This window comes from Pseudomonas sp. RA_15y_Pfl1_P11 (assembly GCF_963970975.1).
In the GTDB taxonomy this organism is placed as follows: Bacteria; Pseudomonadota; Gammaproteobacteria; order Pseudomonadales; family Pseudomonadaceae; genus Aquipseudomonas; species Aquipseudomonas tritici.
On record NZ_CAXAOY010000009.1, the window covers coordinates 14,713 to 40,502 of the forward strand.

22 protein-coding genes are annotated in these 25,790 nt (G+C 61.0%); 14 read left to right on the plus strand and 8 right to left on the minus strand.

From position 1 onward, the window contains the following. The first annotated feature begins 81 nt into the window (after positions 1-81). Together AACY44_RS13475 and AACY44_RS13480 are read left to right on the plus strand one after the other, a co-directional pair. The gene (locus AACY44_RS13475) at positions 82-1,188 is read left to right on the plus strand and encodes an NADH:flavin oxidoreductase/NADH oxidase (RefSeq protein WP_339418216.1); all 1,107 of its coding nucleotides are present in this window, start codon (positions 82-84) and stop codon (positions 1,186-1,188) included. Positions 1,189-1,462: 274 nt separating this feature from the next. After that, positions 1,463-1,648 carry a hypothetical protein gene (locus AACY44_RS13480; protein WP_339418214.1) on the plus strand — a complete coding sequence of 62 codons (186 nt, stop codon included), beginning with the start codon at positions 1,463-1,465 and terminating at the stop codon, positions 1,646-1,648. 49 nt (positions 1,649-1,697) lie between these two features. Here the strand turns inward: AACY44_RS13480 and AACY44_RS13485 are convergent, their stop codons facing one another. The 8 genes from AACY44_RS13485 to AACY44_RS13520 form a co-directional block, all read right to left on the minus strand. Further along, positions 1,698-3,323 (minus strand): glucan biosynthesis protein D, encoded by a 1,626-nt coding sequence (locus AACY44_RS13485; protein ID WP_339418213.1) that lies wholly within the window; start codon positions 3,321-3,323, stop codon positions 1,698-1,700. Positions 3,324-3,639: 316 nt separating this feature from the next. After that, positions 3,640-5,064 carry a gamma-aminobutyraldehyde dehydrogenase gene (locus tag AACY44_RS13490; RefSeq protein WP_339455824.1) on the minus strand — a complete coding sequence of 475 codons (1,425 nt, stop codon included), beginning with the start codon at positions 5,062-5,064 and terminating at the stop codon, positions 3,640-3,642. A gap of 179 nt (positions 5,065-5,243) precedes the next feature. Continuing rightward, positions 5,244-6,053 (minus strand): ABC transporter permease, encoded by an 810-nt coding sequence (locus tag AACY44_RS13495; protein WP_339418211.1) that lies wholly within the window; start codon positions 6,051-6,053, stop codon positions 5,244-5,246. Beyond that, positions 6,043-6,972, minus strand: coding sequence for an ABC transporter permease (locus AACY44_RS13500; protein ID WP_339418209.1), 930 nt, complete (start codon positions 6,970-6,972; stop codon positions 6,043-6,045). The genes AACY44_RS13495 and AACY44_RS13500 overlap by 11 nt, the downstream gene beginning before the upstream one ends. Before the next feature lies 1 nt (position 6,973). Next, positions 6,974-8,008, minus strand: a complete 1,035-nt coding sequence (locus AACY44_RS13505) for an ABC transporter ATP-binding protein (RefSeq protein ID WP_339530409.1) — start codon at positions 8,006-8,008, stop codon at positions 6,974-6,976. Between the two features lie 138 nt (positions 8,009-8,146). Beyond that, on the minus strand, positions 8,147-9,298 hold the full coding sequence (gene ydcS / locus AACY44_RS13510) for a putative ABC transporter substrate-binding protein YdcS (RefSeq protein ID WP_339418207.1): 1,152 nt from the start codon (positions 9,296-9,298) through the stop codon (positions 8,147-8,149). Positions 9,299-9,447: 149 nt separating this feature from the next. Then, positions 9,448-10,905 (minus strand): gamma-aminobutyraldehyde dehydrogenase, encoded by a 1,458-nt coding sequence (locus AACY44_RS13515; RefSeq protein ID WP_339530411.1) that lies wholly within the window; start codon positions 10,903-10,905, stop codon positions 9,448-9,450. Between the two features lie 133 nt (positions 10,906-11,038). Next, positions 11,039-11,950, minus strand: a complete 912-nt coding sequence (locus tag AACY44_RS13520; protein ID WP_339418205.1) for a LysR family transcriptional regulator — start codon at positions 11,948-11,950, stop codon at positions 11,039-11,041. 191 nt (positions 11,951-12,141) lie between these two features. Between AACY44_RS13520 and AACY44_RS13525 the strand changes: the two genes are divergently transcribed. The 12 genes from AACY44_RS13525 to AACY44_RS13580 all read left to right on the plus strand — a co-directional run bounded on the left by AACY44_RS13525 (position 12,142) and on the right by AACY44_RS13580 (position 25,790). Then, complete coding sequence (locus tag AACY44_RS13525; RefSeq protein WP_065872488.1) at positions 12,142-12,852, plus strand: tellurite resistance TerB family protein; 711 nt, start codon at positions 12,142-12,144, stop codon at positions 12,850-12,852. A gap of 147 nt (positions 12,853-12,999) precedes the next feature. Continuing rightward, positions 13,000-14,622, plus strand: a complete 1,623-nt coding sequence (locus tag AACY44_RS13530; protein WP_339418203.1) for a methyl-accepting chemotaxis protein — start codon at positions 13,000-13,002, stop codon at positions 14,620-14,622. Continuing rightward, the gene (locus AACY44_RS13535; RefSeq protein WP_339418201.1) at positions 14,622-15,134 is read left to right on the plus strand and encodes a chemotaxis protein CheW; all 513 of its coding nucleotides are present in this window, start codon (positions 14,622-14,624) and stop codon (positions 15,132-15,134) included. The genes AACY44_RS13530 and AACY44_RS13535 overlap by 1 nt, the downstream gene beginning before the upstream one ends. Next, the gene (locus AACY44_RS13540) at positions 15,131-16,390 is read left to right on the plus strand and encodes a CheR family methyltransferase (RefSeq protein ID WP_339435875.1); all 1,260 of its coding nucleotides are present in this window, start codon (positions 15,131-15,133) and stop codon (positions 16,388-16,390) included. The genes AACY44_RS13535 and AACY44_RS13540 overlap by 4 nt, the downstream gene beginning before the upstream one ends. Next, the gene (locus AACY44_RS13545; RefSeq protein WP_339418197.1) at positions 16,387-17,088 is read left to right on the plus strand and encodes a chemotaxis protein CheW; all 702 of its coding nucleotides are present in this window, start codon (positions 16,387-16,389) and stop codon (positions 17,086-17,088) included. Before AACY44_RS13540 ends, AACY44_RS13545 begins: the two co-directional genes overlap by 4 nt. Continuing rightward, on the plus strand, positions 17,085-19,352 hold the full coding sequence (locus AACY44_RS13550; protein ID WP_339530414.1) for a hybrid sensor histidine kinase/response regulator: 2,268 nt from the start codon (positions 17,085-17,087) through the stop codon (positions 19,350-19,352). The genes AACY44_RS13545 and AACY44_RS13550 overlap by 4 nt, the downstream gene beginning before the upstream one ends. Beyond that, positions 19,349-20,359 carry a chemotaxis response regulator protein-glutamate methylesterase gene (locus AACY44_RS13555; RefSeq protein WP_339418194.1) on the plus strand — a complete coding sequence of 337 codons (1,011 nt, stop codon included), beginning with the start codon at positions 19,349-19,351 and terminating at the stop codon, positions 20,357-20,359. The genes AACY44_RS13550 and AACY44_RS13555 overlap by 4 nt, the downstream gene beginning before the upstream one ends. Before the next feature lie 52 nt (positions 20,360-20,411). Beyond that, entirely contained in the window at positions 20,412-21,413 is a 1,002-nt protein-coding gene (locus AACY44_RS13560; RefSeq protein WP_339418193.1) for a PleD family two-component system response regulator, read from the plus strand. Positions 21,414-21,586: 173 nt separating this feature from the next. Beyond that, positions 21,587-22,682, plus strand: a protein-coding gene (gene prfB / locus AACY44_RS13565; RefSeq protein WP_339418192.1) for a peptide chain release factor 2 whose coding sequence is annotated in 2 segments (ribosomal slippage) — positions 21,587-21,658 and positions 21,660-22,682 — 1,095 coding nt in all. Because the reading frame shifts where the segments join, the coding sequence is not laid out codon by codon here. A 78-nt stretch (positions 22,683-22,760) separates the two neighbouring features. Next, on the plus strand, positions 22,761-24,260 hold the full coding sequence (gene lysS, locus AACY44_RS13570; protein WP_339418191.1) for a lysine--tRNA ligase: 1,500 nt from the start codon (positions 22,761-22,763) through the stop codon (positions 24,258-24,260). Positions 24,261-24,366: 106 nt separating this feature from the next. After that, complete coding sequence (locus AACY44_RS13575) at positions 24,367-25,083, plus strand: TetR/AcrR family transcriptional regulator (protein ID WP_339418190.1); 717 nt, start codon at positions 24,367-24,369, stop codon at positions 25,081-25,083. A gap of 146 nt (positions 25,084-25,229) precedes the next feature. Next, the gene (locus AACY44_RS13580; protein ID WP_339530416.1) at positions 25,230-25,790 is read left to right on the plus strand and encodes a hypothetical protein; all 561 of its coding nucleotides are present in this window, start codon (positions 25,230-25,232) and stop codon (positions 25,788-25,790) included.

A 25,790-nucleotide genomic window follows, 5' to 3' on the forward strand; every position in this document is an offset into this window, starting at 1 on the left:
TGAACCCTGTGCAATCCAGCGTTGTCGACTAGGCTCTAAGCACTGTTGAACAGTGCCCATAGAACCCAGAAGAGGTGCGCCATGAGTCAGCTGCTCGAACCCTATACCCTGCGCCAATTAACCCTGCTCAATCGCATCGCGGTTTCGCCGATGTGCCAGTATTCGGCGGTCGACGGCCTGGCCAACGACTGGCACCTGGTGCATCTTGGTAGCCGTGCGGTCGGCGGTGCGGGGCTGATTTTTACCGAAGCCACCGCTGTCACCGCTGATGGCCGCATCACCGCCCAGGACCTGGGCTTGTGGAACGACGCGCAGATCGAACCGCTGCGACGCATCACGCGTTTTATTGCAGCCCAAGGCGCGGTGGCCGGCATTCAACTGGCTCACGCCGGGCGCAAGGCCAGCACCCATCGGCCCTGGATCGGCAAGCATGGCAGTGTCAAGGCGGAGGAGGGCGGCTGGGTGCCGGTAGGGCCCTCGCCGATTGCCTTCGACCCTCAGCACACTCAACCCACACAGTTGGATGAGGGGCAGATCCAACAAGTCATCGCCGATTTTGTCGCCGCCGCCAAGCGTGCGTTGACCGCGGGTTTTGAAGTGGTGGAAATCCACGCGGCGCATGGTTACCTGTTGCATCAATTCCTGTCGCCGATCAGCAATCAGCGTCAGGACAGGTACGGCGGCTCGTTTGAAAACCGTATCCGCCTGGTGCTGCAGGTCACAGAGGCCGTGCGTGAAGCCTGGCCTCAGGAGCTGCCGTTGTTTGTGCGGGTGTCGGCCACCGACTGGGTGGAAGATGGCTGGAACCCCGACGAAACCGTGGAACTGGCGCGTCGCCTGAAAACCCTTGGCGTGGACCTGATTGACGTATCGTCCGGTGGCACGGCCGCTAATGCCGAGATCCCCACCGGCCCCGGCTACCAGACCCGTTTCGCCGAGCGGGTGCGCCAAGAGTCGGGCATGGCTACCGGCACCGTTGGCATGATCACCGAGCCGGCCCAGGCCGAGCACATCCTGCGCACCTGCCAGGCCGATATCATCTTCCTGGCACGCGAGCTGCTGCGTGATCCTTACTGGCCGCTGCATGCCGACGACGACCTGGGCGGGCGCAAGGCGATCTGGCCGGCGCAGTATCAAAGGGCGACCCATCGCGACCAGCCGATTCATGAGTCTGATCTGCGCGACTAATCCGCTGTTGGCGCTGACTGAAACCCACCCTGACCCGGTGGGTTTTTTTACGCGCGCAGGTGTCGGATATGTCTGTAGGTATTTGTTACCTAAGCAATTTATTTAAGTTAATACTCTAAAAAAATCCCACACGAGAGCAGTTTTTTTCTACGCTTAGGGTGAGCCTGATTTCTGGCCCAGGAAGTCAGTGGGTTTGCTCACTGAGGCATTGCGCTTCATGGGAGGCGGGTAATGGGCAACAGGAGTATTCGATGGATATCAGGAGAACCAGTCCATGGCCAAGTCCGATGGTGTAGCGGGTGTGGTGACGTCTTTTCTGACCCGCAGGATGTCGTTGCGGGGCCGAAGGTTGAGCTCAGATGAAATGGAATTGCTGGCGCAGTACCGCGCCCTGACCGAGAACGATCAGATGGCAATGCGCTATTTGATTGGGGCGATGAAGAGTGTGTCGCGGTTCTGAGGATCGTCGTTAAACAAGGTGGGAGCTGGCAAGCCAGCTCCCACCGGTATCAGCTGTACTTGCGCTGGTCCGGTGCCGGCGGGAAGTACTGATACAACCAGGTTTCACTCAAGGTGCGGTCCTGGGTACGGATAAACAGGCGCAGTTCCACCGGCTCTACGCTGTCGCTGGTCGGGTACCAGTCGAACAGGATGCGGTAGCCCTTGATGTTATCCAGCACCAGCACGCTGAAATCCTTGACCTGGCCATGGGAGCACGTCACCACTGGCTCAATCCCCGTGCCGGGTGGCAGGCGGTCCAGGCCACCGCCCTTGAAGTCCACGGCGAAACGGCGCGCCCACACCTCAGGGTAGTGCTCACCCGGCGCCCAACCTTCGATAAAGCCACCCATGCCTGAACGGGTCGCGTCAACCTGGGCCAACGGCGTGCTCACCGGTGGCAGGGCGCTCCAGTACAGCTTGTAGCCGTAGTTCAGTGATTCGCCGGCCGCTACGGGTTTTTTCGGGGTCCAGAAGGCCACGATGTTATCGAGGGTCTCGCCGGTTGTAGGAATTTCCAGCAGGTCGATGGAGCCTTCACCCCAGGCCGTAGTGGGTTCGACCCATAGGCTCGGGCGTTTGCTGTACCAGTCCACGGTGTCCTGGTAACTGGCGAACTCATGGTCGGTCTGCACCAGGCCAAAGCCTTTGGGGTCGGTGTCGGCAAACGCGTTGAACTGCAGCTTGGCCGGGTTGTTCAGCGGGCGGCAGATCCATTCGCCATTGCCGCGCCACATCGCCAGGCGGTCCGAGTCGTGGATTTGCGGGTGGATGGTGTCGCACATGCGGCGCTCATGGGTACCGCAGCTGAACATGCTGGTCATCGGCGCGATACCCAGTTGTTCGATGGCGGTACGCGCGTTGATGTGTGCATCGATCGCCATCACCACCTGGTTGGCCTGGCAGTCGATATCAAAGCGGTAGGCGCCGGTGGCGCTCGGCGAGTCGAGCAGGGCGTAGACCACGAAGCGGGTGGCGTTCTTGTCCGGGGTTTCGAACCAGAACTGCGTGAAATCAGGGAATTCCTCGCGTTTTTTCGCGTAGGTGTCGATGGCCAGGCCACGGGCGGAGAGGCCGTACTGGCCGCTGGAATCCACTGCGCGGAAGTAGCTGGCGCCGAGAAACGACAGTACATCATGGCGGCCCAGTTCTGGCGCCTTGAACAGCTTGAAGCCGGAGAAACCCAGGTCGCCGGTCAGCTGTTTGGTGTCGACCGTGGTTTTTTCATAGTTGAACAGCGAAGGGCGGAAATGCACCTCGCGGGCTTCGCGGGTCTTGGGGTCGACGCTGTGCATACGCACCGGCGTCTTGAATCCCATGCCGACGTGGAAGAACTGCACGTCGAGTTGGCCGTTCAATTCCTTCCACAACGAGTGGTTGCCGTCGTAGCCGATGGCGTTGAAATTCTGCGGGGTCATGGTCGCCAGGGTGGGCGGCAGCACTTGTTTGGTGTCTTTGTAAGCGGTCCCGGCGAGTTGCTTGGCCTGGGCCTTCAGCGATTCGAAATCGAACGCCACGGCCTTGCCATCGGCGGCACGGTTCCCGGCCCAAGCCTGGGCGGCTAGCAGGCCGCTGGCCGACAAACCAGTGTAAGCCGCAATGGCCATGGACGCTTTGAGCAAATTCCTACGGTGCATAGAGACAACCTGTCGTGAGCAAATCCCGCGCCGTTCCTGGCACGTAGCGGATCAGAAATTACGGTTCGGACATGCCTTCGGCCAAACGCAACGGACATTAAACAGACGCCGGATAGCTTAAGCGGTTCGATGACGTAGGAAAATTGATTGATAGCGGGGTGATTGAGTTGCAAGTGCGACAAGACATTTCCGGCTCTGATGCCAACACAGTACTTGATCTTTATGAAGATCAAATGTGTGCGGGCTTGCTCGCGAATGCGGTGTGTCAGTGACAGGATCTACCGACTGATTCTCCGCATTCGCAGGGGTAAAAGCTTCAGTGCTTGAACATCACATGGCGAACGGTGGTGTAGTCTTCCAACCCGTACAGGGACATGTCCTTGCCGTAGCCGGACAGTTTCTGACCGCCGTGGGGCATTTCGCTGACCAGCATGAAGTGGGTGTTCACCCAGGTGCAGCCGTACTGCAAGCGCGCGGCCAAACGATGGGCGCGCCCTACATCGGCGGTCCACACGGATGACGCCAGGCCGTAATCCGAATCGTTGGCCCAGCCCAGCACTTGGGCTTCATCGGTGAACTTGGTCAACGACACCACCGGCCCGAATACCTCGCGACGCACGATTTCGTCGTCCTGCTGCGCGTCGGCCAGCACGGTCGGCTCAAAGAAGAAACCATTGCCTTCCACCGCCTTGCCGCCGGTGACCAGGCGAATGTGCGGTTGTGCCACGGCGCGTTCGACAAACCCGGCGACACGATCGCGGTGTTGCGCGGTAATCAGCGGCCCCAGTTCGGTAGCGGGATCATCCTGCAAGCCGTACTTGATGCTGGCGACCGCGGCGCCGAGCTTTTCGACGAACGCATCGTAGATGTCTGCTTGCGCATAAATCCGGCATGCAGCGGTGCAATCCTGGCCGGCGTTGTAGAAGCCAAAGGTGCGAATGCCTTCTACGGCAGCATCGATATCGGCGTCGTTGAAGATGATCACCGGCGCCTTGCCGCCCAGCTCCATGTGCATGCGCTTCACGCTGTCGGCGGTGCTGGAAATGATGTTTGCACCGGTGGCGATGGAGCCGGTCAGCGAGACCATGCGCACTTTCGGATGATTCACCAGTGGACTGCCGACGGTTGGCCCACGGCCGAACACCAAGTTGAGTACACCGGCCGGGAAGATTTCAGCGGCCAGTTCGACCATGCGCAACGCGGTCAGCGGGGTTTGTTCCGACGGCTTGAGCACCACGGTATTACCGGCGGCGAGGGCCGGGGCGATTTTCCAGGCGACCATCATCAGTGGGTAGTTCCACGGTGCGATGGAGGCAATCACACCCACCGGGTCGCGGCGGATCATCGAGGTGTGCCCGGGCAAGTACTCACCGCCGGCCGAGCCGCTCATGCAACGGCTGGCGCCGGCAAAGAAGCGGAATACGTCGGCAATCGCCGGGATTTCATCGTTCAGCGCGGCGCTGTAAGGCTTGCCGCAGTTGTCCGATTCCAGCTTGGCCAGCTCTTCGCCATGGGCTTCGATCACGTCCGCCAGCTTCAGCAGCAACAGCGAGCGATCCTTGGGCGCGGTTTGTGACCAGCCTTCAAAGGCGGCATCCGCTGCGCGCACGGCGGCGTCGACCTGGGCTTCGCTGGCTTCCTTGATCTCCACCAGTACGCGGCCGAGTGCCGGGTTGAACACGGCCTGGGCCGGGCCTTCGCCCTCTACCAGTTGGCCGTTGATCAAAAGTTTGGTCTGCATGGTTCAGCTCTCCTAAAAACGCGTGTTATTTCTCTGAAGAAACTGGCTCTAAATGTGGGAGCGGCGGTGCGACGATTCGACTTGCTCGCGAATACGGTGTGTCAGTCGGCACATGTGTATCTGATGTACCGCATTCGCGAGCAAGCCCACATTTAAACCGCGTTCCTCCAGTCGCCAAGTTATTTACCGCCACTCCCCGCCACGCTTTCACCACCGCGCGTCAGGTAATAAGCCCCGAGAATAGGCACCATCGTCACCAGCATCACCAGCATCGCCACCACGTTGGTCACCGGCACATCGCGTGGGCGGCTGAGCTGGTTGAGCAGCCACAGCGGCAAGGTGCGCTCGTGGCCGGCGGTGAAGGTGGTGACGATGATTTCGTCGAACGACAGCGCAAACGCGAGCATGCCGCCAGCCAGCAGCGCCGAGCCGAGGTTGGGCATGATGATGTAGCGAAAGGTCTGCCAGCCGTCGGCACCCAGGTCCATCGAGGCTTCGATCAGGCTGTGGGAGGTGCGGCGCAAGCGGGCAATGACGTTGTTGTAGACAATCACCACGCAGAACGTCGCGTGGCCGATGATAATGGTGAACATCCCCGGCTCAATGCCCAGCGTCTTGAACGTCGCCAGCAGCGCGATACCGGTGATGATCCCCGGCAGCGCAATCGGCAGGATCAACATCAACGACACGCCTTGCTTGCCGAAGAACTCGCGGCGATACAACGCGGCCGACGCCAACGTGCCGAGCACCATCGCAATCAGGGTGGCGATGGCGGCGATCTGCAAGGACAGCTTGATCGACTCCAGCACGTCCGGCCGGGCGAAGGCCACGCTGAACCACTTCAAGGTAAAGCCTTGGGGCGGAAAGCTGAACGCGGCTTCTTCGGTGTTGAAGGCGTAGAGGAAGATGATCAGGATCGGGAAGTGCAAAAACACCAACCCGCCCCAGGCTGCGATCTTCAAACTCAAACTGGATTTTTCAGAGTGCATCGAAGGCCCCCAGGCGTTTGACGATGGACAGGTAAACCGCGATCAGCACGATGGGCACCAACGTGAACGCTGCGGCCATGGGCATATTGCCGATGGCGCCTTGCTGGGCGTAAACCATGCCGCCGACGAAGTAACCCGGTGGGCCCACCAGTTGCGGCACGATGAAATCGCCCAGGGTCAGCGAGAACGTGAAGATGGAACCGGCGGCAATCCCCGGAATCGACAGCGGCAATATCACCTGCATAAACGTCTGGCGCGGTTTGGCCCCAAGGTCAGCCGAGGCTTGCAATAGCGACGGCGGCAAACGCTCCAGGGACGCCTGGATCGGCAGGATCATGAACGGCAGCCAGATATAAACGAAGACCATGAACCGCCCCAGGTGCGAGGTGCTCAAGGTGCTGCCGCCCACGCCGGGAATGCCCAGCACGAGCTGCAACACGGGCTCCAGCCCCAAGTGCTGCACGAACCACTGCGCCACGCCACCTTTGGCCAGCAGCAATGTCCAGGCATATGCCTTGACGATGTAGCTGGCCCACATCGGCATCATTACCGCGACGTAGAAAAACGCTTTGGTCTTGCCCGTGGTGTAGCGCGCCATGTAATAAGCAATCGGGAACGCGATCACCGCACTGGCAATCGACACCACAATCGCCATGCTCAAGGTGCGCACAATGATGTCGAAGTTCGACGGCTGGAACAGCGCGGCGAAGTTGGTCAGGGTCAGGTCCGGCGTGACCGCCATGGTGAAGTCGTCAAACGTATAGAAACCTTGCCACAGCAGGGTCAGCAACGAACCCAGGTAGATCGCGCCGAACCAGATCAGCGGCGGCACCAGCAGCATCGCCAGGTAGAGGTTGGGCTTGCGGTACAGCAGGTTGGAAAACCTGCGCATCGGTGGTTGGGTTAGGGCCAGGCTCATGTCACACCTCGCCTGCGATATCGGTCAGCGGTGTCATGGCTTCCCGCGCCCAGCGGGCGGTGATGGACTGGCCGACCTGATGGGCACTGCTGATGTCCAGCCACTGGTTGTTGGCCTGGCTGATGTTCAACGTCTGGCCGTTTTCCAGCTTCAGCTCATAGCGCGTGGCGCTGCCCTGGTACTGGATATCGTGCAGCAAACCGCTGACTTCCACGTCGCCGGCACCCAGCGGGCCTTCGGCAAAACGCACGTGCTCCGGACGGATCGAGAAGGGCTGCGGGTTGCCGCTGAGGCGCTGGGCCAGTTCGCCGCGAATCACGTTGGACGTGCCGACAAACTCGGCGACAAAGGCCGTGGCGGGCTTCATGTACAGGTTGCGCGGGGTGTCGACCTGCTCGATGCGACCCTTGTTGAACACCGCCACACGGTCAGACATCGACAGCGCTTCGGTCTGGTCGTGAGTCACGAAAATAAAGGTGATGCCGAGCTGGCGTTGCAGCTTTTTCAGCTCGCTCTGCATCTGCTCACGCAGCTTGAGGTCGAGTGCGCCCAGCGGCTCATCCAGCAGCAATACGCGTGGGCGATTGACCAGGGCGCGGGCCAGGGCTACGCGCTGACGCTGCCCACCGGAAAGCTGCACCGGCTTGCGCTCGCCATAACCGCCGAGGGCGACCATGGCCAAGGCTTCTTCGGCGCGATTGAGGCGTTCGGCCTTGCCCACGCCCTTGACCTTGAGGCCGTAGGCGACGTTGTCGCGCACATTCATATGCGGGAACAGCGCGTAGTCCTGGAACACAGTGTTTACATCGCGTTGATACGGCGGCAAGCCGGCGGCTTCCTCGCCGTGGATACGGATCGAGCCTGCGCTCGGTTGCTCGAACCCGGCGATCAGGCGCAGGCAGGTAGTCTTGCCCGAGCCGGAAGGGCCGAGCATGGAAAAGAACTCGCCGTCCTGGATATCGATGGAAACCCGGTCAACGGCTTTCACTTCGCCGAACTGACGGGAAACGTGGGTGAATTGGACTGCAAGTGTCATGGTGCGGTGCTCCAAAAAAGCATCTGTGGGAGCGGGCGTGCTCGCGAATGCGGTGTGTCAGTCAACATGTCTGTCACTGTTCAACCGCGTTCGCGAGCAAGCCCGCTCCCACATTGGTTCTATGTCGTTTGGTAGAAATTACCGCCCGCCCATGATCGCAATGTAATCCTGGGTCCAGCGGCTGTACGGCACGAACTTGCCGCCTTCAGACTGCGGGGTTTTCCAGAAAGCGATCTTTTCGAACTGGTCGAACCCATTGGTCTTGCAGCCCTCGGCGCCGAGCAGTTCGCTTTCCTTGCAGGCCGCCGGCACCGCCGGCAACGAGCCGAACCACGCGGCGACATCGCCCTGGACCTTGGGCTGCAGCGACCAGTCCATCCACTTGTAGGCGCAGTTCGGGTGCTTGGCGTCGGTGTGCAGCATGGTGGTGTCCGCCCAGCCGGTGGCGCCTTCTTTGGGAATGGTCGAGGCGATCGGCTGTTTCTCGTTCTGCAAGCCGTTGACCTGGTACGGCCAGGCGCTGGAGGCGACCACGCCTTCGTTCTTGAAGTCACTCATTTGCACGGTGGTGTCGTGCCAGTAGCGGTGGATCAGCGGTTGCTGGGCGCGCAACACTTCGAGCACGGCCTTGTACTGGGTTTCGGTCAGTTCATACGGGCTTTGAATGCCCAGCTCTGGCTTGGTCGACTTGAGATACAGCGCCGCATCGGCGATATAGATCGGGCCGTCATACGCCTGCACGCGGCCTTTGTTCGGCTTGCCGTCTGGCAGGTTCTGGGCGTTGAACAGCACGTTCCAGCTGGTGGGGGCGGTCTTGAATACCGTGGTGTTGTACATCAACACGTTCGGGCCCCATTGATACGGGGTGCCGAAGGTCTGTTGGCCGACCACATACCACGGCGCATCCTTGAGGCGCGGGTCAATGTTCTTCCAATTGGGGATCAGCGCGGTGTTGATCGGCTGCACCCGCTTGCCGACGATCAGCCGCAGCGAGGCATCGCCCGACGCGGTGACCAGGTCATACCCGCCCTTGGCCATCAGGCTGACCATTTCGTCTGAGGTGGCGGCGGTTTTCACATTCACCTTGCAGCCGGTTTCCTTCTCGAAACCTGTGACCCAGTCGTAGGCCTTGTCGCTTTCGCCACGTTCGATATAGCCGGGCCAGGCGACGATATCCAGTTGGCCTTCACCCGCGCCAACGGCCTTGAGCGGTTCGGCGGCCTGTAGGCTGGCACTGGCGAGCAGCGCGGTGGTCAGGGCACTGAGCAGTGCGGTCTTATGCGCGGACATGGGGGTTCCCTCTTCTTTAATTATGGTCGGGGCAGTAAAAGCAGTTGTACGTGTTGTTTTTTGTTTTAGCGTAGCCCTTGGCTTCAAGCTGCAAGCCGCAAGAAAAACCCATCCGTATTTACTTGGAGCTTGCAGCTTGAACCTTGCGGCTAAAGTGTATTTCCGTGCCGGGCCATGATGTGCCTGACAACGCTATAGTCCTGCAATGAATCACTCGAGAGGTCTTTTCCATACCCCGAGCGCTTCAAGCCGCCGTGGGGCATTTCGCTGACCAGCATGAAATGGCTGTTGATCCAAGTGCAGCCGTATTGCAGGCGCGCCGCCACTTGCATGGCCTTGTCCAGGTTCTGGGTCCACACAGAGGACGCCAGGCCGTATTCGGAGTCGTTGGCCCAGTCCACCGCCTGTTCCAGTTCGTCAAAGCGGGTCACGGTCACTACCGGGCCGAACACTTCGCGCTGCACGATTTCATCGTTCTGTTTACAGCCGGCGAGCAGGGTGGGCTGGTAATAGAAGCCCGCGCCGGAATGCACAGCCGCGCCGGTGATGCGTTCGATATGCGGCTGGCCGAGGGCGCGTTCGACAAAACTGGCCACACGGTCGCGCTGGCGTGTGCTGATCAACGGGCCCAGTTCATTGTCCGCGTCGCGTTTACCGGCAAAGCGCAGGCTGCTGACCGCTGCGCCAAGCTCGGCAACCAACTTGTCGTGAATGCCGGCCTGGGCGTAGATGCGGCACGCGGCAGTGCAGTCCTGGCCGGCGTTGTAATAACCATAGGCACGCACGCCCTCGACCACGGCTTGCAGGTCAGCATCGTTGCACACGATCACCGGCGCTTTGCCGCCCAGTTCCAGGTGCGTGCGTTTAAGGGTTTTGGAGGCCGCTTGCAGGATTTTCTGCCCGGTGACGATATCGCCGGTCAGCGACACCATACGCACCTTGGGGTGGCTGACCAGATGACTGCCGACGCCTTCGCCGCCGCCACACAGAATGTTGATCACTCCGCGTGGCAAGCGCTCTTTAAGCACAGGGGCCAGCGCCAGGATCGACAGCGGCGTGTGCTCCGATGGTTTGAACACCAGCGTATTACCGGCGGCCAGGGCTGGAGCGATTTTCCACGCGGCCATCATCAGCGGGTAGTTCCACGGTGCAATCGAGGCCACGACGCCGATGGGGTCGCGGCGCACCATGCTGGTGTAGCCCGGCAGGTATTCGCCGCTCAGTTGCCCGGTCTGGCAGCGCACGGCGCCGGCGAAGAAGCGGAACACATCGACAGTGGCGCTCAAGTCATCCTGGCGCGCCAGGTGCAAGGGCTTGCCGCAGTTCAGGGATTCCAGGCGGGCCAGGTAGTCGGCTTGTTTTTCGATGGCATCGGCGATGCCCAGCAAGATGTTCGAACGTTGTTGCGGCGTGGTGCGTGACCAGCCGGTAAAGGCTCGGTGGGCGGCGAGGATCGCAGCCTCCACCTGCTCGGTGCTGGCTTCGGCGATCTGGGTGAGTACTTCACCGGTGGCCGGGTTGAGGATCGGCTCGACAAAACCCTGGCCCTGGACCAGTTCGCCGTCGATCAGCAACGCAGTGAGCAGCGGGGTGGGCGCGCCGGACATTTTTCGCGATCTCTTTTCTTGGATGGCCATGGGCGTTCTCTTACGAGGCACCTGACCTTTCTCTTATGGATGAGCTGAGAGTAGAGGTCAGGCGCGAGGTCAACAAATACTAAATACTGAATGCAGCATTCGATTAAATAGATGGCTTGCGTGGGTGCGGCTGTTCACGCGCAACCGTCAGGAACGGGTCGACCAGTGCCGGTCGCGCCGTGCCGCGGCGCCAAGCCAGGCCTACATCGAGGGTTTGGCTGAGGTCGGCAATCGGCCGCGCTTCGATAATGTCGCCTTCAAGGGACCAGGGGCGGTAGGTCATGTCCGGCTGGATCGACACGCCCAGGCCGGCTGCTACCAGGCTCCGCACGGCTTCGGTGGAGGCGGTACGCAGGGTCACATGCGGCTGCAGGCCCGCACCGGTCCACATGCGCTGGGCGTTATGGCCCATTTCGTCGACGTTCAACTGAATCAACGGCTCGCGCGCCACATCGGCCAGGTTGATGCTGTCGTGTTCCAGCAACGGATGTTGCGCCGGCAGCCATAACCGGTGAGGCGAATGAGTCAGTACTTCGGTTTGCAGGGCGTGACGGTCTTCGAGGTTGGACAGGATAAGCACGCCCACGTCGATCTCGCCGCTGACCAGCAAATGCTCGATATACGGGCGCTCATCCTCCATCACGCGGATTTCCACGTTGGGGTAGGCGCGCTGGAATCGTGTCAGCAAATCTGCGAGGTAATAGCCGGCCACCAGGCTGGTCACGCCGATGACCAACTGCCCGGCGACTGGGTCGGTGCTCTGTTGCAGGCTGCGCTTGGCGTTGTCGACGGTGGCGAGGATCAGGTGCGCCTGGCGCAGGAATTGATGGCCTTGATGCGTGAGTGTCATGCCCTTGGCGTGACGGTTGAACAGGTTTACGCCGATTTCCTGCTCCAGTTGCTGGATCGCCAGGGTCAGTGTGGACTGGGAAATGAACGCAGTTTGCGCGGCGGCGGAGATCGAGCCGGTCTCGGCCACGGCAATAAAGTGCCGGATTTGACGCAAGGTCATCATGCTGGAATTACCAGTGGGGTGTTTTTATAGATTTGCTCAAGTGTATATCGATTTAAGCGAAGGGCAGTTGCAAGCTTCAAGCCGCAAGCGCTGCGTTACATCTGGAAGCACTCTAAGCAAAGGCTTTTTGGCACTTAGTTTTACGCTGGAGGCCTATGGGTCCTACGAACCCAAGTGTCTGGAGGCTTTGAATGAATACCCGTGGATTGCTCGATCAGTTGCTCAAGTCTGGCCAGGACATGTTGCAAAACAAGGCCGGCGGCCAGCGGAAACAGGACGATAAAGGCGCTCTTGGCGGCTTGCTCGGCGGTGGCGGCTTGGGCAGCCTGCTCGGTGGTGCGGGTGGCGGCGCGCTGGCAGCCGGCGCGATGGGCCTGTTGCTGGGCAATAAGAAGGCGCGCAATTTCGGCGGCAAGGCCCTGACTTACGGTGGGTTGGCGGCGTTGGGGGTGATTGCCTACAAAGCTTACGGTAACTGGCAAGCGCAACAGGCCAATGCACCCCAGGGTGAGCCGCAAACCATCGACCGCCTGCCACCGGCTCAGGTTGAGCAACACAGCCAAGGCATTCTCAAGGCGCTGGTCGCGGCAGCCAAGGCTGACGGCCATGTGGACGAGCGCGAGCGCGCGCTGATCGAAGGCGAGTTCACCAAGCTGGATAACGACCGCGAGCTGCAAAGCTGGCTGCATGCCGAACTGAACAAACCCCTGGACCCTGCCGATGTGGCGCGGGCGGCCGGCACTCCGGAAATGGCCGCCGAAATGTACATCGCCAGTGTGATGCTGGTGGATGAGGAGAATTTCATGGAGAAGTCCTACCTCGATGAACTGGCCCGTCAGCTTAAACTCGAGCCTGGGTTGAAGTTGGAGCTGGAAAAACAGGTGCGCCAGGCCACACTTTAAACGCGCTTGTTAATACAATCACCCCGGCTGCCTTCGCAGCCCGGGGTGTTTTTGCATTTCGTGCGCGCTGCATAAAAACCCATTGATAAATGAGGGCACCTGCTCAGCTATACTCCCCCCATTTGAATGGCCCTTCGAGGAATTACTGTGAAGAACTGGACCTTGCGCCAACGGATCTTGGCAAGCTTTGCGGTCATTATCGCCATCATGCTGTTAATGGTTGTGGTCTCCTACTCACGGTTGCTGAAGATCGAAACCAGCCAGGAGGTGGTGCGTGACGACGCGGTACCGGGCGTTTACCTCAGCTCGATGATCCGCAGCGCGTGGGTCGACAGCTACCTTGAAACCGTCGATATCATTGGTCTGCGCGACGGAAAAACGCTCAGCAACAACGATAGGTCGCACTACAAGTCCTTCGAAGCGCGTATCGAACAGCAGATGGCCAACTATGAAAAAACCATTCATAACCAGGCTGACCGCATGGAATTCGATAACTTCAAGGCGGCGCACACGACGTACAACAAAGTCCTCGCCCAGGTGCTGGAGCGCATCGAAGCCAACGACCTGCCAGGGGCTAGCGTATTGGTCGAGGAGCAATTGACGCCTATCTGGACTGAAGGGCGCATGAAACTCAACGACATCATCACTGAAAACAAGAACGTGTCTGACCGCGCCACGGCGGCGATCGACGAGGCAGTCTTGTCGGCCAAGATCAGCATGGCTGTGTCGCTGCTTATCGCCATCCTTGCCGCCGGCCTTTGCGGCCTGCTGCTGATGCGCGCGATCATGGCGCCGATGCAGCGCATCGTCGAGATCCTTGAAACCATGCGCACCGGTGACCTGAGCAAACGCCTGAACCTGGAGCGCAAGGACGAATTCGGTGCGGTAGAGACCGGCTTCAACGACATGATGACCGAGCTCACCGGCCTCGTGTCCCAGGCCCAGCGCTCGTCGGTGCAGGTGACCACCTCGGTCACCGAGATTGCCGCCACGTCCAAGCAGCAACAGGCCACCGCCACTGAAACCGCTGCGACTACCACTGAGATCGGCGCCACGTCCCGCGAAATCGCTGCCACGTCCAAGGACCTGGTGCGCACCATGACCGAAGTGTCCACCGCTGCCGACCAGGCGTCGGTCGCCGCCGGTTCCGGGCAGCAAGGCCTGGCGCGCATGGAAGAAACCATGCACTCGGTGATGGGCGCCGCCGACCTGGTGAACGCCAAGCTGGCGATCCTCAATGAGAAGGCCGGCAACATCAATCAGGTGGTGGTGACCATCGTCAAGGTCGCTGACCAGACCAACCTGCTGTCGCTCAACGCGGCCATCGAGGCCGAGAAGGCCGGTGAATACGGTCGCGGTTTTGCCGTGGTTGCCACCGAAGTTCGCCGCCTTGCCGACCAGACCGCCGTGGCCACCTACGACATCGAGCAGATGGTGCGCGAGATCCAGTCGGCGGTGTCCGCAGGTGTGATGGGCATGGACAAGTTCTCCGAAGAAGTACGTCGCGGCATGTTCGAAGTGCAGCAAGTGGGCGAGCAGCTGTCGCAGATCATCCATCAGGTACAGGCGCTGGCGCCGCGGGTGTTGATGGTCAACGAAGGCATGCAGGCCCAGGCTACCGGCGCCGAGCAGATCAACCACGCGTTGGTGCAACTGGGGGATGCCAGCAGCCAGACTGTCGACTCGCTGCGCCAGGCCAGCTTTGCCATTGATGAGCTGAGCCAGGTTGCGGTCGGTCTGCGCAGCGGCGTGTCGCGTTTCAAAGTCTGATGAGCGATCACGCGGCTAGACACGGTGTCGTCCCGGCAGCGAAAAAGGCGTTGTTCCTGGTGTTCCACATCGGCGACGAGCGTTTTGCCCTCAGGGCCACGGAAGTCGCCGAGGTACTGCCGCGCCTGCCACTCAAACCGATTGCCCATGCACCGCAGTGGGTGTCGGGCATTTTTGCCCATCGTGGCGCGCTGGTGCCGGTCATCGACCTCAGCGCCCTGGCCTTCGGCACGCCGGCCCAGGCGCGCACCAGCACGCGCCTGGTGCTGGTCAATTATCAACCGCAGTCTTGGGTTCAAGCGCGTTGGCTGGGGCTGATCCTGGAACAAGCCACCGACACCCTGCGTTGCGACCTTGGCGAGTTCAAGCCTTATGGCCTGGATAACCGCGAGGCGCCTTACCTGGGGCTGGTGCGTGAAGACACCTTGGGTTTGATGCAGTGGATTGGGGTTAACGAATTGCTCACCGACGAAGTGCGCGCCTTGCTGTTTTCTGCAGAGCCGAGCGTATGAGCCACGACCCGCGTTTTTTTGCCTTCCTGAAAGAGCGCATCGGCCTGGACGTTGCGTCTGTGGGCGAAGCCATTATCGAGCGTGCGGTGCGCCAACGCAGCCAGGCCGTCAATGCCCAAGGGGCCGGCGAATACTGGCAGCACCTGCAAAGCTGCGGGGATGAACAGCAGGCGCTGATCGAGGCGGTAATCGTCCCCGAGACCTGGTTTTTCCGTTATCCCGAATCCTTTGCAACCCTCTCCCGCTTGGCCAAGGCCCGCCTGCTCGACATCAAGCAGATGCGCGCCCTGCGCATCCTCAGCCTGCCGTGCTCCACCGGCGAAGAACCTTATTCGATTGCCATGGCGCTGCTGGATGCCGGTTTGGCTCCGCACCAGTTCAAGGTGCTGGGCTTGGATGTCAGCCCACTGTCGGTTGAGCGCGCGCGACGCGGGGTGTATGGCAAGAACTCGTTTCGCGGCGGCGATCTGGCGTTTCGCGACCGACATTTCACCGAATTCGGTGACGGCTACCACATCGCCGACCGCGTGCGCGAACAGGTGCGCCTGCAAGTCGGCAACCTGCTTGACCCGGCGCTGCTGGCCAATGAGGCGAGCTACGACTTTGTGTTCTGTCGCAACCTGTTGATCTATTTCGACCAGCCGACCCAGAAGCAAGTGTTTGATGTGCTCAAAGGCTTGACCCATGAGGAGGGCGTGCTGTTTATCGGCCCGGCCGAGGGCAGCCTGCTGGGGCGCCATGGCATGCGTTCGATTGGTGTACCGCAGTCATTTGCGTTCAGTCGGCAGGCTGAGCCGGTCAAGCCGGAGCCGGTGTTTGTGCCTATCGCCGCGCCCTTCCCGCAGCGCAGTGCGGCGCCGATTCCCACCAGGCCGCGGCCCTTCAGCGCGGTCAGCGCCCAAGTGTTGCCAATCAAGGTGGCGCATTCCGACGCGGCTGATCTGCTCAGTCGGATCGCCTCCCTGGCCAACGAAGGCAAAAGCCTTGATGCCCGCGCCGCTTGCGAGCAATACCTGAACAACCACCCGCCGGCCGCCCAAGTGTTCTACTGGCTTGGGCTGCTCAGCGACGTGGCCGGCAGTGCCCTGGAGGCCCAGGGCTATTATCGAAAAGCCTTGTACCTGGAACCCCAGCATCCGCAGGCGTTGATGCACCTGGCCGCGTTGCTTGAGTCCCAGGGTGACAGCGCGGGGGCGCGCCGCTTGCAGGCGCGCGCCGCGCGGAGCGAGCGAGCTGACAGTGAGTCCAAGCGATGAATAACACCGAGGCGCTCGATACCGCAGGCCTGGACCTGACCCTGGCTGACACCCAAGCCATCGATGACTGTTGGAACCGCATCGGCATCCATGGCGACAAGTCCTGCCCGTTGCTGGCGGACCACATCCATTGCCGCAACTGCTCGGTGTACTCGGCTGCGGCCACGCGATTGCTGGATCGCTACGCATTGCAGCAGGACGCGCATCGCGCGTACAACGCGGTCGAATTGGGCGAGGAGGTGGTCACGCATTCCCTGCTGATGTTCCGCCTCGGCGAAGAATGGCTGGGCATTGCCACCCGTTGCCTGGTGGAAGTGGCGCCGTTGCAACCGATTCACTCCCTGCCACACCAACGCTCCCGCGCCTTGCTTGGCGTGGCCAACGTGCGCGGCGCGCTGGTGGCGTGCCTGTCGCTGGTGGAGTTGCTGGGCCTGGACGCCACCCCCCAGAGCGCCAGCGGTGGGCGCATCATGCCGCGCATGTTGATCATCGCCGCCCAGGATGGTCCGGTGGTGGTGCCGGTGGATGAAGTCGACGGTATCCATGCTGTTGATGAGCGCACCCTGAAGGCCGCATCGGCCTCCGGCACCCAGGCCAGCGGCCGCTTTACCCAGGGTGTGCTGCAGTGGAAAGGCCGCAGCCTGCGTTGGCTGGACGAGGCGCAATTGTTGTCCGCCGTGACCCGGAGCCTCACATGACCCCCGACCAGATGCGCGACGCCTCACTGCTGGAACTGTTCAGCCTGGAAGCTGATGCGCAGACCCAGGTACTCAGCGCGGGCCTGCTGGCCCTGGAACGCAACCCGACCCAGGCTGACCAGCTTGAAGCGTGCATGCGCGCGGCGCACTCGCTCAAGGGCGCCGCGCGCATCGTTGGGGTGGACGCCGGAGTCAGCGTGTCCCACGTCATGGAGGATTGCCTGGTCAGCGCCCAGGAAAGCCGCCTGTACCTGCAACCCGAACATATTGATGCGCTGCTGCAAGGCACTGATCTGCTGATGCGCATCGCCACGCCGGGCAATGACGTGGGGCCGGCGGACATCGAAGCTTATGTGGCGTTGATGGAGCACCTGCTGGGCCCGTCCCAGGCGCCGGTCAAGGCAACGCCGCCGGCAGCGCCGGAGCCGGTCGTTGAAGAACTGCCGCCGGAACCCGAGCCCGCTCCGCCGATTACCGCCGAGCCGCCGCGCCAGAACAAACGCATGACCGAAGGCGGCGAGCGCGTACTGCGGGTGACCGCCGAGCGCTTGAACAGCTTGCTCGACCTGTCGAGCAAATCCCTGGTGGAAACCCAGCGGCTCAAGCCCTACCTGGCCAGCCTACAGCGCCTCAAACGCATTCAAAGCCAAAGCGTGCGCGCCCTCGACACGTTGGACGGCCAGCTCAAAACCGTGGGTTTTAACCTCGAAGCCCAGGAAGCCTTGGCCGACACCCGCCGCTTGTTGAGCGAAGCTCAGGCCTTGCTGGCGGAAAAACATGCCGAGCTGGACGAGTTCGGCTGGCAGGCCGGGCAGCGTGCCCAGGTGCTGTATGACACCGCCCTGGCCTGCCGTATGCGACCGTTTGCCGATGTCCTCGCTGGGCAGGTGCGCATGGTGCGCGACCTTGGCCGCAGCCTGGGCAAGCAGGTGCGCCTGGAGATAGAGGGTGAAAAGACTCAGGTCGACCGCGACGTGCTGGAAAAGCTCGAAGCGCCACTCACCCATTTGTTGCGCAATGCCGTTGACCACGGCATCGAAATGCCTGAGCAACGCCTGCTCGCGGGCAAGCCGGCTGAAGGCCTGATCCGCCTGCGCGCGTCCCATCAGGCCGGTTTGTTGGTGCTGGAGTTGAGCGACGACGGCAATGGCGTCGACTTGGAGCGCTTGCGCGGCACCATCGTCGATCGACATCTGTCGCCGTTGGAAACCGCCCTGCGCCTGAGCGAAGAAGAGCTGCTGACGTTCCTGTTCCTGCCGGGGTTCAGCCTGCGCGACAAGGTCACCGAAGTGTCCGGGCGCGGGGTCGGCCTGGATGCGGTGCAACACATGGTCCGCCAACTGCGGGGTGCGGTGGTGCTGGAGCAGGCGGCGGGGCAGGGCAGTCGTTTCCACCTGGAAGTGCCGTTGACCTTGTCGGTGGTGCGCAGCCTGGTGGTGGAGGTCGGCGAAGAAGCCTACGCGTTCCCGCTGGCCCATATCGAGCGCATGTGCGACCTGGCGCCCGACGATATTGTGCAACTCGAAGGCCGCCAGCATTTCTGGCACGAGGGCCGGCATGTCGGCCTGGTTGCCGCCAGCCAGTTGTTGCAGCGCCCGGCGGGGCAGAGTCAGTCAGACACGTTGAAAGTGGTGGTGATCCGCGAGCGCGATGCCGTGTACGGGATTGCCGTGGAGCGTTTTATCGGCGAGCGTACGCTGGTGGTGTTGCCGCTGGATGATCGCCTGGGCAAGGTCCAGGACATCTCCGCCGGCGCCTTGCTCGACGACGGCTCGGTGGTGTTGATCGTCGACGTTGAAGACATGCTGCGTTCGGTGGACAAGTTGCTCAACACCGGGCGTTTGGAACGTATTGCCCGGCGCAGTCAACAAACCACCGAGGCGCCGCGTAAACGGGTGCTGGTGGTGGATGACTCGCTGACCGTGCGTGAGCTGCAACGCAAATTGTTACTCAATCGTGGCTATGAAGTGGCCGTCGCGGTCGATGGCATGGACGGCTGGAACGCCCTGCGTTCCGAAGACTTCGACCTGCTGATCACAGACATTGATATGCCTCGCATGGACGGTATTGAATTGGTCACACTCTTGCGCCGTGACAGTCGCCTGCAATCGTTGCCGGTGATGGTGGTGTCCTACAAGGATCGCGAAGAAGACCGGCGTCGTGGACTGGATGCCGGCGCCGACTATTATTTAGCCAAAGCCAGTTTCCATGATGACGCGTTGCTGGACGCGGTGGTGGAACTGATCGGAGGCGCGCGCGCATGAGGATCGCAATCGTCAATGACATGCCCCTCGCGGTTGAGGCCCTTCGCCGTGCCTTGAGTTTCGAACCTGCTCACCAGGTTGTGTGGGTGGCAGCCAATGGCCTGGAAGCGGTGCAGCGCTGCGCTGAGCTGACCCCGGATCTGATCCTGATGGACTTGATCATGCCCGTAATGGACGGCGTGGAAGCCACTCGGCAGATCATGGCCGAGACCCCGTGTGCCATCGTTATCGTCACCGTCGACCGCCAAGCCAATGTCAGCCGCGTGTTCGAAGCCATGGGCCATGGCGCCCTGGATGTGGTGGACACGCCGCCGCTGGGCGTGGGCAACCCCAAGGATGCCGCGGCGCCGCTGCTGCGCAAGATCTTCAATATCGGCTGGTTGATCGGCCAGCGTGGCAGCCGCCTGCGTGCCGACGCCGCCCCGCCGCGCGCCACCGGCAAGCGCCAGAGTCTGGTGGCTATCGGTTCCTCGGCAGGTGGCCCGGCGGCCCTGGAAATCCTGCTCAAGGGTTTGCCTCAAGACTTTCCCGCCGCCATCGTACTGGTGCAGCATGTGGACCAGGTGTTTGCCGCCGGCATGGCCGAGTGGCTGAGCAGCGCCTCTGGCCTGCCGGTGCGCCTGGCCCGCGAGGGTGAGCCACCGCAAAGCGGTGTCGTGCTGCTGGCCGGCACCAACCACCATATTCGTCTGTTGAAGAATGGCACGCTAGCCTATACCGCAGAGCCAGTGAACGAGATTTACCGGCCGTCGATCGACGTGTTTTTCGAAAGCGTGGCGAGCCACTGGAATGGTGACGCCGTTGGCGTCTTGCTGACTGGTATGGGGCGCGACGGGGCCCAAGGCCTCAAGTTGCTGCGTGAACAAGGTTATCTAACCATCGCCCAGGATCAGCAGAGCTCGGCGGTGTATGGCATGCCCAAAGCGGCGGCGGCGATTGATGCTGCTGTTGAAATTCGCCCACTGGACACAATTGCGCCCCGATTACTGGAGGTCTTCGCAAAATGATCAAGACCCTCCAGGGTGCTGGCCAGCAGGAAAGTAATTCAGGTGATTGCACATGAATGATTTACAGATCGACGACATCAAGACCGATGAAAATGCTGCCATGGTGTTGCTTGTCGACGACCAAGCCATGATCGGCGAAGCCGTGCGACGTGGCCTGGCCCATGAAGAAAACATCGACTTCCACTTCTGCGCCGACCCGCACCAGGCGATTGCCCAGGCGATCCGCATCAAACCGACCGTTATCCTGCAAGACTTGGTGATGCCTGGCCTCGACGGCCTGACGCTGGTGCGCGAATACCGCAACCACCCGGCCACGCAAAACATTCCGATCATCGTGCTTTCCACCAAGGAAGACCCGCTGATCAAGAGTGCGGCGTTTTCGGCCGGCGCCAACGACTACCTGGTCAAGCTGCCGGACAATATCGAACTGGTGGCGCGCATCCGCTATCACTCGCGCTCCTACATGACCTTGTTGCAACGGGACGCGGCTTATCGAGCGCTGCGAGTCAGCCAGCAGCAACTGCTGGACACCAATCTGGTGCTGCAACGCTTGATGAACTCCGACGGCCTCACCGGGCTGTCCAACCGCCGCCACTTCGACGAATACCTGGAACTGGAATGGCGTCGTGCCATGCGCGACCAGACCCAACTGTCGCTGCTGATGATCGACGTGGATTTTTTCAAGACCTACAACGACAGCTTCGGCCACGTCGAAGGCGACGAAGCCTTGCGCAAGGTCGCCGACACCATCCGCGAAGCCAGCAGTCGCCCCTCGGACCTGCCGGCGCGCTACGGCGGTGAAGAGTTCGCCTTGGTACTGCCGAACACCTCGCCGGGCGGCGCACGCCTGGTGGCTGAAAAGCTACGCATGGCCGTTGCCGCGCTGAAAATCCCACACATAGCGCCGGCTGAGGGGGCGAGCCTGACCATCAGCATCGGCCTGTCGACCATGACACCGGTGCAGGGCACGGACTGCCGACAGTTGATCATGGCGGCGGACAAGGGGTTGTATACGGCCAAGCATAATGGGCGCAATCAGGTGGGGATTGAGTGACCTGAAGGCGCTGGAAATCTAATGTGGGAGCGGGCTTGCTCACGAGTTTGATCCGTATCGTTCTATGGATCGTGTACAAGGCCCGCGCCTTTTCGCCCAGCGGGCTGCCGTTCCCCCCCGTTTGCCGTTATACTCGCCGGCTTTCAAAAGTTCGCCAACGAGTGCTGCCCGCCATGGAAATCAACCCGATCCTTAACACCATCAAGGACCTGTCCGAGCGCTCCGAAACTATTCGGGGGTATCTTTGACTACGATCAAAAGCATGAGCGTCTGACCGAAGTCAATCGCGAGCTTGAAGATCCTGCTGTCTGGAACAAACCTGAATACGCCCAGGAACTGGGCCGCGAGCGCGCTGCGCTGGCGCAGATCGTCGACACCCTCGATGAACTGAACACCGGTCTGGCTGATTGCCGTGACCTGCTGGACATGGCCGTCGAAGAAGACGACGAAGGCGCAGTGGGCGATGTCGTCGCCGAGCTGGCCCGTCTTGAGGACAACCTCGCCAAGCTCGAATTCCGCCGCATGTTCAGCCACGAAATGGACCCGAACAACGCCTACCTGGACATTCAGGCCGGTTCCGGCGGTACCGAAGCCCAGGACTGGGCCAACATCCTGCTGCGCATGTACTTGCGCTGGGCTGACAAGCGCGGTTTCGAAGCGACGATCATGGAACTGTCCGCCGGTGAAGTCGCCGGTATCAAGGGCGCGACCGTGCATATCAAGGGCGAGTACGCCTTTGGCTGGCTGCGCACCGAGATCGGCGTGCACCGCCTGGTGCGCAAGAGCCCGTTTGACTCCGGCAACCGTCGCCACACCTCGTTCTCTGCTGTTTTCGTCTCGCCAGAGATCGACGACAAGGTCGAGATCGAGATCAACCCGGCCGACCTGCGCATCGATACCTACCGCTCCTCCGGTGCCGGTGGCCAGCACGTAAACACCACCGACTCGGCCGTACGTATTACCCACGTACCGACCAACACCGTGGTCAGCTGCCAGAACGAACGCTCCCAGCACGCGAACAAGGACACCGCCATGAAAATGCTGCGGGCCAAGTTGTACGAGCAGGAAATGCAGAAGCGCAACGCCGCTTCCCAGGCGCTGGAAGACACCAAGTCGGATATCGGCTGGGGTCACCAGATCCGTTCTTATGTGCTTGATGCGTCGCGGATCAAGGATTTGCGCACTAACATCGAACGCAGCGACTGCGACAAGGTGCTCGACGGTGATATCGACGAATACCTGGAAGCCAGCCTGAAGTCAGGCCTGTAACCCTTTTTTAGGAGCCGGCACGCCGGCGATCCCCGGCCGCAGGCCGGGGGCAACGAACCTGATGGAATATTTAAAGACATGAGCGACCAACAACTCGACCAAGCCCTGCAACAGGAAGAAAACTCCCTGATCGCCCTGCGCAAGGAAAAGCTGGCTGCCGAGCGCGCCAAGGGCAATGCCTTCCCCAACGACTTCCGCCGCGAAAACTACTGCGATGCCTTGCAGAAGCAATACGCGGACAAGACCAAGGAAGAGCTGGCGGAAGCGGCGATCCCGGTCAAGGTGGCAGGTCGCATCATGCTCAACCGCGGCTCGTTCATGGTGATCCAGGACATGACCGGTCGCATCCAGGTCTACGTCAACCGCAAGACCCTGCCTGAAGATACCCTGGCCTCGGTGAAAACCTGGGACATGGGCGACATCATCGCCGCCGAGGGTACCCTGGCCCGTTCCGGCAAGGGCGACCTGTACGTTGAAATGACCAGCGTACGCCTGCTGACCAAATCCCTGCGCCCGCTGCCGGACAAGCACCACGGTCTCACCGACACCGAGCAGCGCTACCGCCAGCGCTATGTTGACCTGATCGTCAACGAAGACGTGCGCCACACCTTCCGCGTGCGTTCGCAAGTCATCGCGCACATCCGCAGCTTCTTGATGCAGCGTGACTTCCTGGAAGTTGAAACCCCGATGCTGCAAACCATCCCCGGTGGTGCTGCAGCCAAGCCGTTCGAAACCCACCACAACGCACTGGACCTGGAAATGTTCCTGCGTATCGCGCCTGAGCTGTACCTCAAGCGCCTTGTGGTTGGCGGGTTTGAGAAAGTGTTCGAGATCAACCGCAACTTCCGTAACGAAGGCGTTTCGACGCGTCACAACCCAGAATTCACCATGTTGGAGTTCTACCAGGCCTACGCCGATTACGAAGACAACATGGACCTGACTGAAGAACTGTTCCGCGAGCTGGCGCAGTTGGTCCTGGGCAGCACTGACGTGCCGTACGGCGACAAGGTGTTCCACTTTGGCGAACCGTTCGTGCGCCTGTCGGTGTTCGATTCGATCCTCAAGTACAACCCCGAGTTGACCGCTGACGACCTGACCGACATCGACAAGGCACGCGCCATTGCCAAGAAAGCCGGCGCAAAAGTGTTGGGCTTCGAAGGCCTGGGCAAATTGCAGGTGATGATTTTCGAAGAGTTGGTGGAGCACAAGCTGGAACAGCCGCACTTCATTACCCAGTACCCGTTCGAAGTATCGCCGCTGGCCCGTCGCAACGATGACAACCCGAACGTCACCGACCGTTTCGAATTGTTCATCGGCGGCCGCGAAATCGCCAACGCCTACTCCGAGTTGAACGATGCGGAAGACCAGGCCGAGCGTTTCATGGCCCAGGTGGCCGACAAGGACGCCGGCGACGACGAAGCCATGCACTACGATGCCGACTTCGTGCGCGCCCTGGAATATGGCATGCCGCCAACCGCCGGTGAAGGGATCGGCATCGATCGCCTGGTGATGCTGTTGACTAACTCGCCGTCGATCCGCGATGTGATCCTGTTCCCGCACATGCGGCCACAAGCGTAACCTTAGCGAAATCCAGAGCCGCCTTTTATAAGGCGGCTTTTTTATGCGGCGTTTATAAGCGTCAAGCAAACAGCGCCAGGTTTTGATCTATTCAAGGATGTGTGTCGTGAACCGCGTAATGGCTCAAGAAGGCGCCGCCGGCATTGCTGCTGCCGTGGCTGAAAGCGTCCAGTACCAGGGCCGTAAGGCCAGTCGCCGAGGCAGTGAGCAACGCAGGCAAGACATTCTCGATGCGGCGATGCGCATCGTGGTGCGTGATGGCGTACGGGCCGTGCGCCATCGTGCAATCGCGGCAGAGGCGGGGGTGCCGTTGTCGGCCACGACCTACTATTTCAAGGATATCGACGACTTGCTCACCGATACCTTCGCTCAATACGTCGAACGCAGTGCCGCGTTCATGGGCAAGCTATGGGTACGTAACGAGGGCCTGCTGCGCGAAATGGTCGCCTATGGCGATGGCAGCCCACAGTCGCGTTCACAACTGGCCGATGATATTGCGCGTTTGACCGCTGACTACGTGTTGCGCCAACTGACCAACCGCCGTGAGCACCTGATGGCCGAGCAGGCCTTTCGCCAGGAAGCGCTTCTGAACCCGCGGCTGGCAGAACTGGTGCGTTCCCATCAGCAGATTCTGTTGCAGGGCACTGAGCAGTTTTTCCAGGTACTGGGCTCCCGCGAACCGCAACAGGATGCCAAAGTGTTGACGGCGATAATCAGTCGGATGGAATATCAGGGCCTGCTGAGCGGCGCAGAGCCTCTGACCGGTGAAGAGATGCTTGAAATTCTCAAGCGTTACATGCATTTGGTGTTGGCCTCGGTGTAGTCACAAGTCGACGCTACTTTATGTGGGCGCTGGCTTGCCTGCGCTGCAGACAACTCGGTAAATCAGGCACGGTTGGTTGATGCCATTGCAGGCAAGCCAGCTCCCACATAAACGGGTGCCATGCACGATATTCAGTGGAGTACACGATGAAAGCCTGGCGAATCGCGGTAATTGCCTTGTCGTTCCTGCTGCTCAGCGGTTGCCTGGTGACCTTCAAGGACCCGCTGCCGGCCCATGAGGCCGCGCCGCCGGCCCTGCTGGGGAAATGGTCGAGCAAAAACGCCTGGGGCGAGCCGCTCAACCTGCACATCACTCGCGTGGGGGACCACCGTTATAAAGCCGTGAGCTACCCTACAGCCAAGCCGGGCCCGCGTGATGAGTACCTGTTTACTGTTTCCCGGCATGGTAGCCGCTGGTACTTGTCGGCGCCGTTGCCGGCCAAACTGGGCGGGCATTTCATCCTGGCGGGGTTTGACTTTGAGGATAAGAGCGGCGAAAAACATGAATTGGTGGTCTATAACCTGGACCTTGAGCAGATCCACCAAGCGATAGGCCAAAAGACGTTGCACGGCAGTACTGTGGAAACCGTGGAAGGCGACGGCGTATTGGTCGACAGCCCCATGGACCAAGTGTTTGCCTACCTGGATGACCCGGCCAACGCCGATGTATTCGTGGAAGCCGTGCGCTACCAGCGCACGGGCAAATAA

What these genes read in the sequence shown, in the direction of transcription:
- AACY44_RS13475 (WP_339418216.1), top strand. Translation starts at nt 82, where the DNA reads ATGAGTCAGCTGCTCGAACCCTATACCCTGCGCCAATTAACCCTGCTC.
- AACY44_RS13480 (WP_339418214.1), top strand. Translation starts at nt 1,463, where the DNA reads ATGGCCAAGTCCGATGGTGTAGCGGGTGTGGTGACGTCTTTTCTGACC.
- AACY44_RS13485 (WP_339418213.1), bottom strand. Translation starts at nt 3,323, where the DNA reads ATGCACCGTAGGAATTTGCTCAAAGCGTCCATGGCCATTGCGGCTTAC.
- AACY44_RS13490 (WP_339455824.1), bottom strand. Translation starts at nt 5,064, where the DNA reads ATGCAGACCAAACTTTTGATCAACGGCCAACTGGTAGAGGGCGAAGGC.
- AACY44_RS13495 (WP_339418211.1), bottom strand. Translation starts at nt 6,053, where the DNA reads ATGCACTCTGAAAAATCCAGTTTGAGTTTGAAGATCGCAGCCTGGGGC.
- AACY44_RS13500 (WP_339418209.1), bottom strand. Translation starts at nt 6,972, where the DNA reads ATGAGCCTGGCCCTAACCCAACCACCGATGCGCAGGTTTTCCAACCTG.
- AACY44_RS13505 (WP_339530409.1), bottom strand. Translation starts at nt 8,008, where the DNA reads ATGACACTTGCAGTCCAATTCACCCACGTTTCCCGTCAGTTCGGCGAA.
- ydcS (WP_339418207.1), bottom strand. Translation starts at nt 9,298, where the DNA reads ATGTCCGCGCATAAGACCGCACTGCTCAGTGCCCTGACCACCGCGCTG.
- AACY44_RS13515 (WP_339530411.1), bottom strand. Translation starts at nt 10,905, where the DNA reads ATGTCCGGCGCGCCCACCCCGCTGCTCACTGCGTTGCTGATCGACGGC.
- AACY44_RS13520 (WP_339418205.1), bottom strand. Translation starts at nt 11,950, where the DNA reads ATGATGACCTTGCGTCAAATCCGGCACTTTATTGCCGTGGCCGAGACC.
- AACY44_RS13525 (WP_065872488.1), top strand. Translation starts at nt 12,142, where the DNA reads ATGAATACCCGTGGATTGCTCGATCAGTTGCTCAAGTCTGGCCAGGAC.
- AACY44_RS13535 (WP_339418201.1), top strand. Translation starts at nt 14,622, where the DNA reads ATGAGCGATCACGCGGCTAGACACGGTGTCGTCCCGGCAGCGAAAAAG.
- AACY44_RS13540 (WP_339435875.1), top strand. Translation starts at nt 15,131, where the DNA reads ATGAGCCACGACCCGCGTTTTTTTGCCTTCCTGAAAGAGCGCATCGGC.
- AACY44_RS13545 (WP_339418197.1), top strand. Translation starts at nt 16,387, where the DNA reads ATGAATAACACCGAGGCGCTCGATACCGCAGGCCTGGACCTGACCCTG.
- AACY44_RS13550 (WP_339530414.1), top strand. Translation starts at nt 17,085, where the DNA reads ATGACCCCCGACCAGATGCGCGACGCCTCACTGCTGGAACTGTTCAGC.
- AACY44_RS13555 (WP_339418194.1), top strand. Translation starts at nt 19,349, where the DNA reads ATGAGGATCGCAATCGTCAATGACATGCCCCTCGCGGTTGAGGCCCTT.
- AACY44_RS13560 (WP_339418193.1), top strand. Translation starts at nt 20,412, where the DNA reads ATGAATGATTTACAGATCGACGACATCAAGACCGATGAAAATGCTGCC.
- lysS (WP_339418191.1), top strand. Translation starts at nt 22,761, where the DNA reads ATGAGCGACCAACAACTCGACCAAGCCCTGCAACAGGAAGAAAACTCC.
- AACY44_RS13580 (WP_339530416.1), top strand. Translation starts at nt 25,230, where the DNA reads ATGAAAGCCTGGCGAATCGCGGTAATTGCCTTGTCGTTCCTGCTGCTC.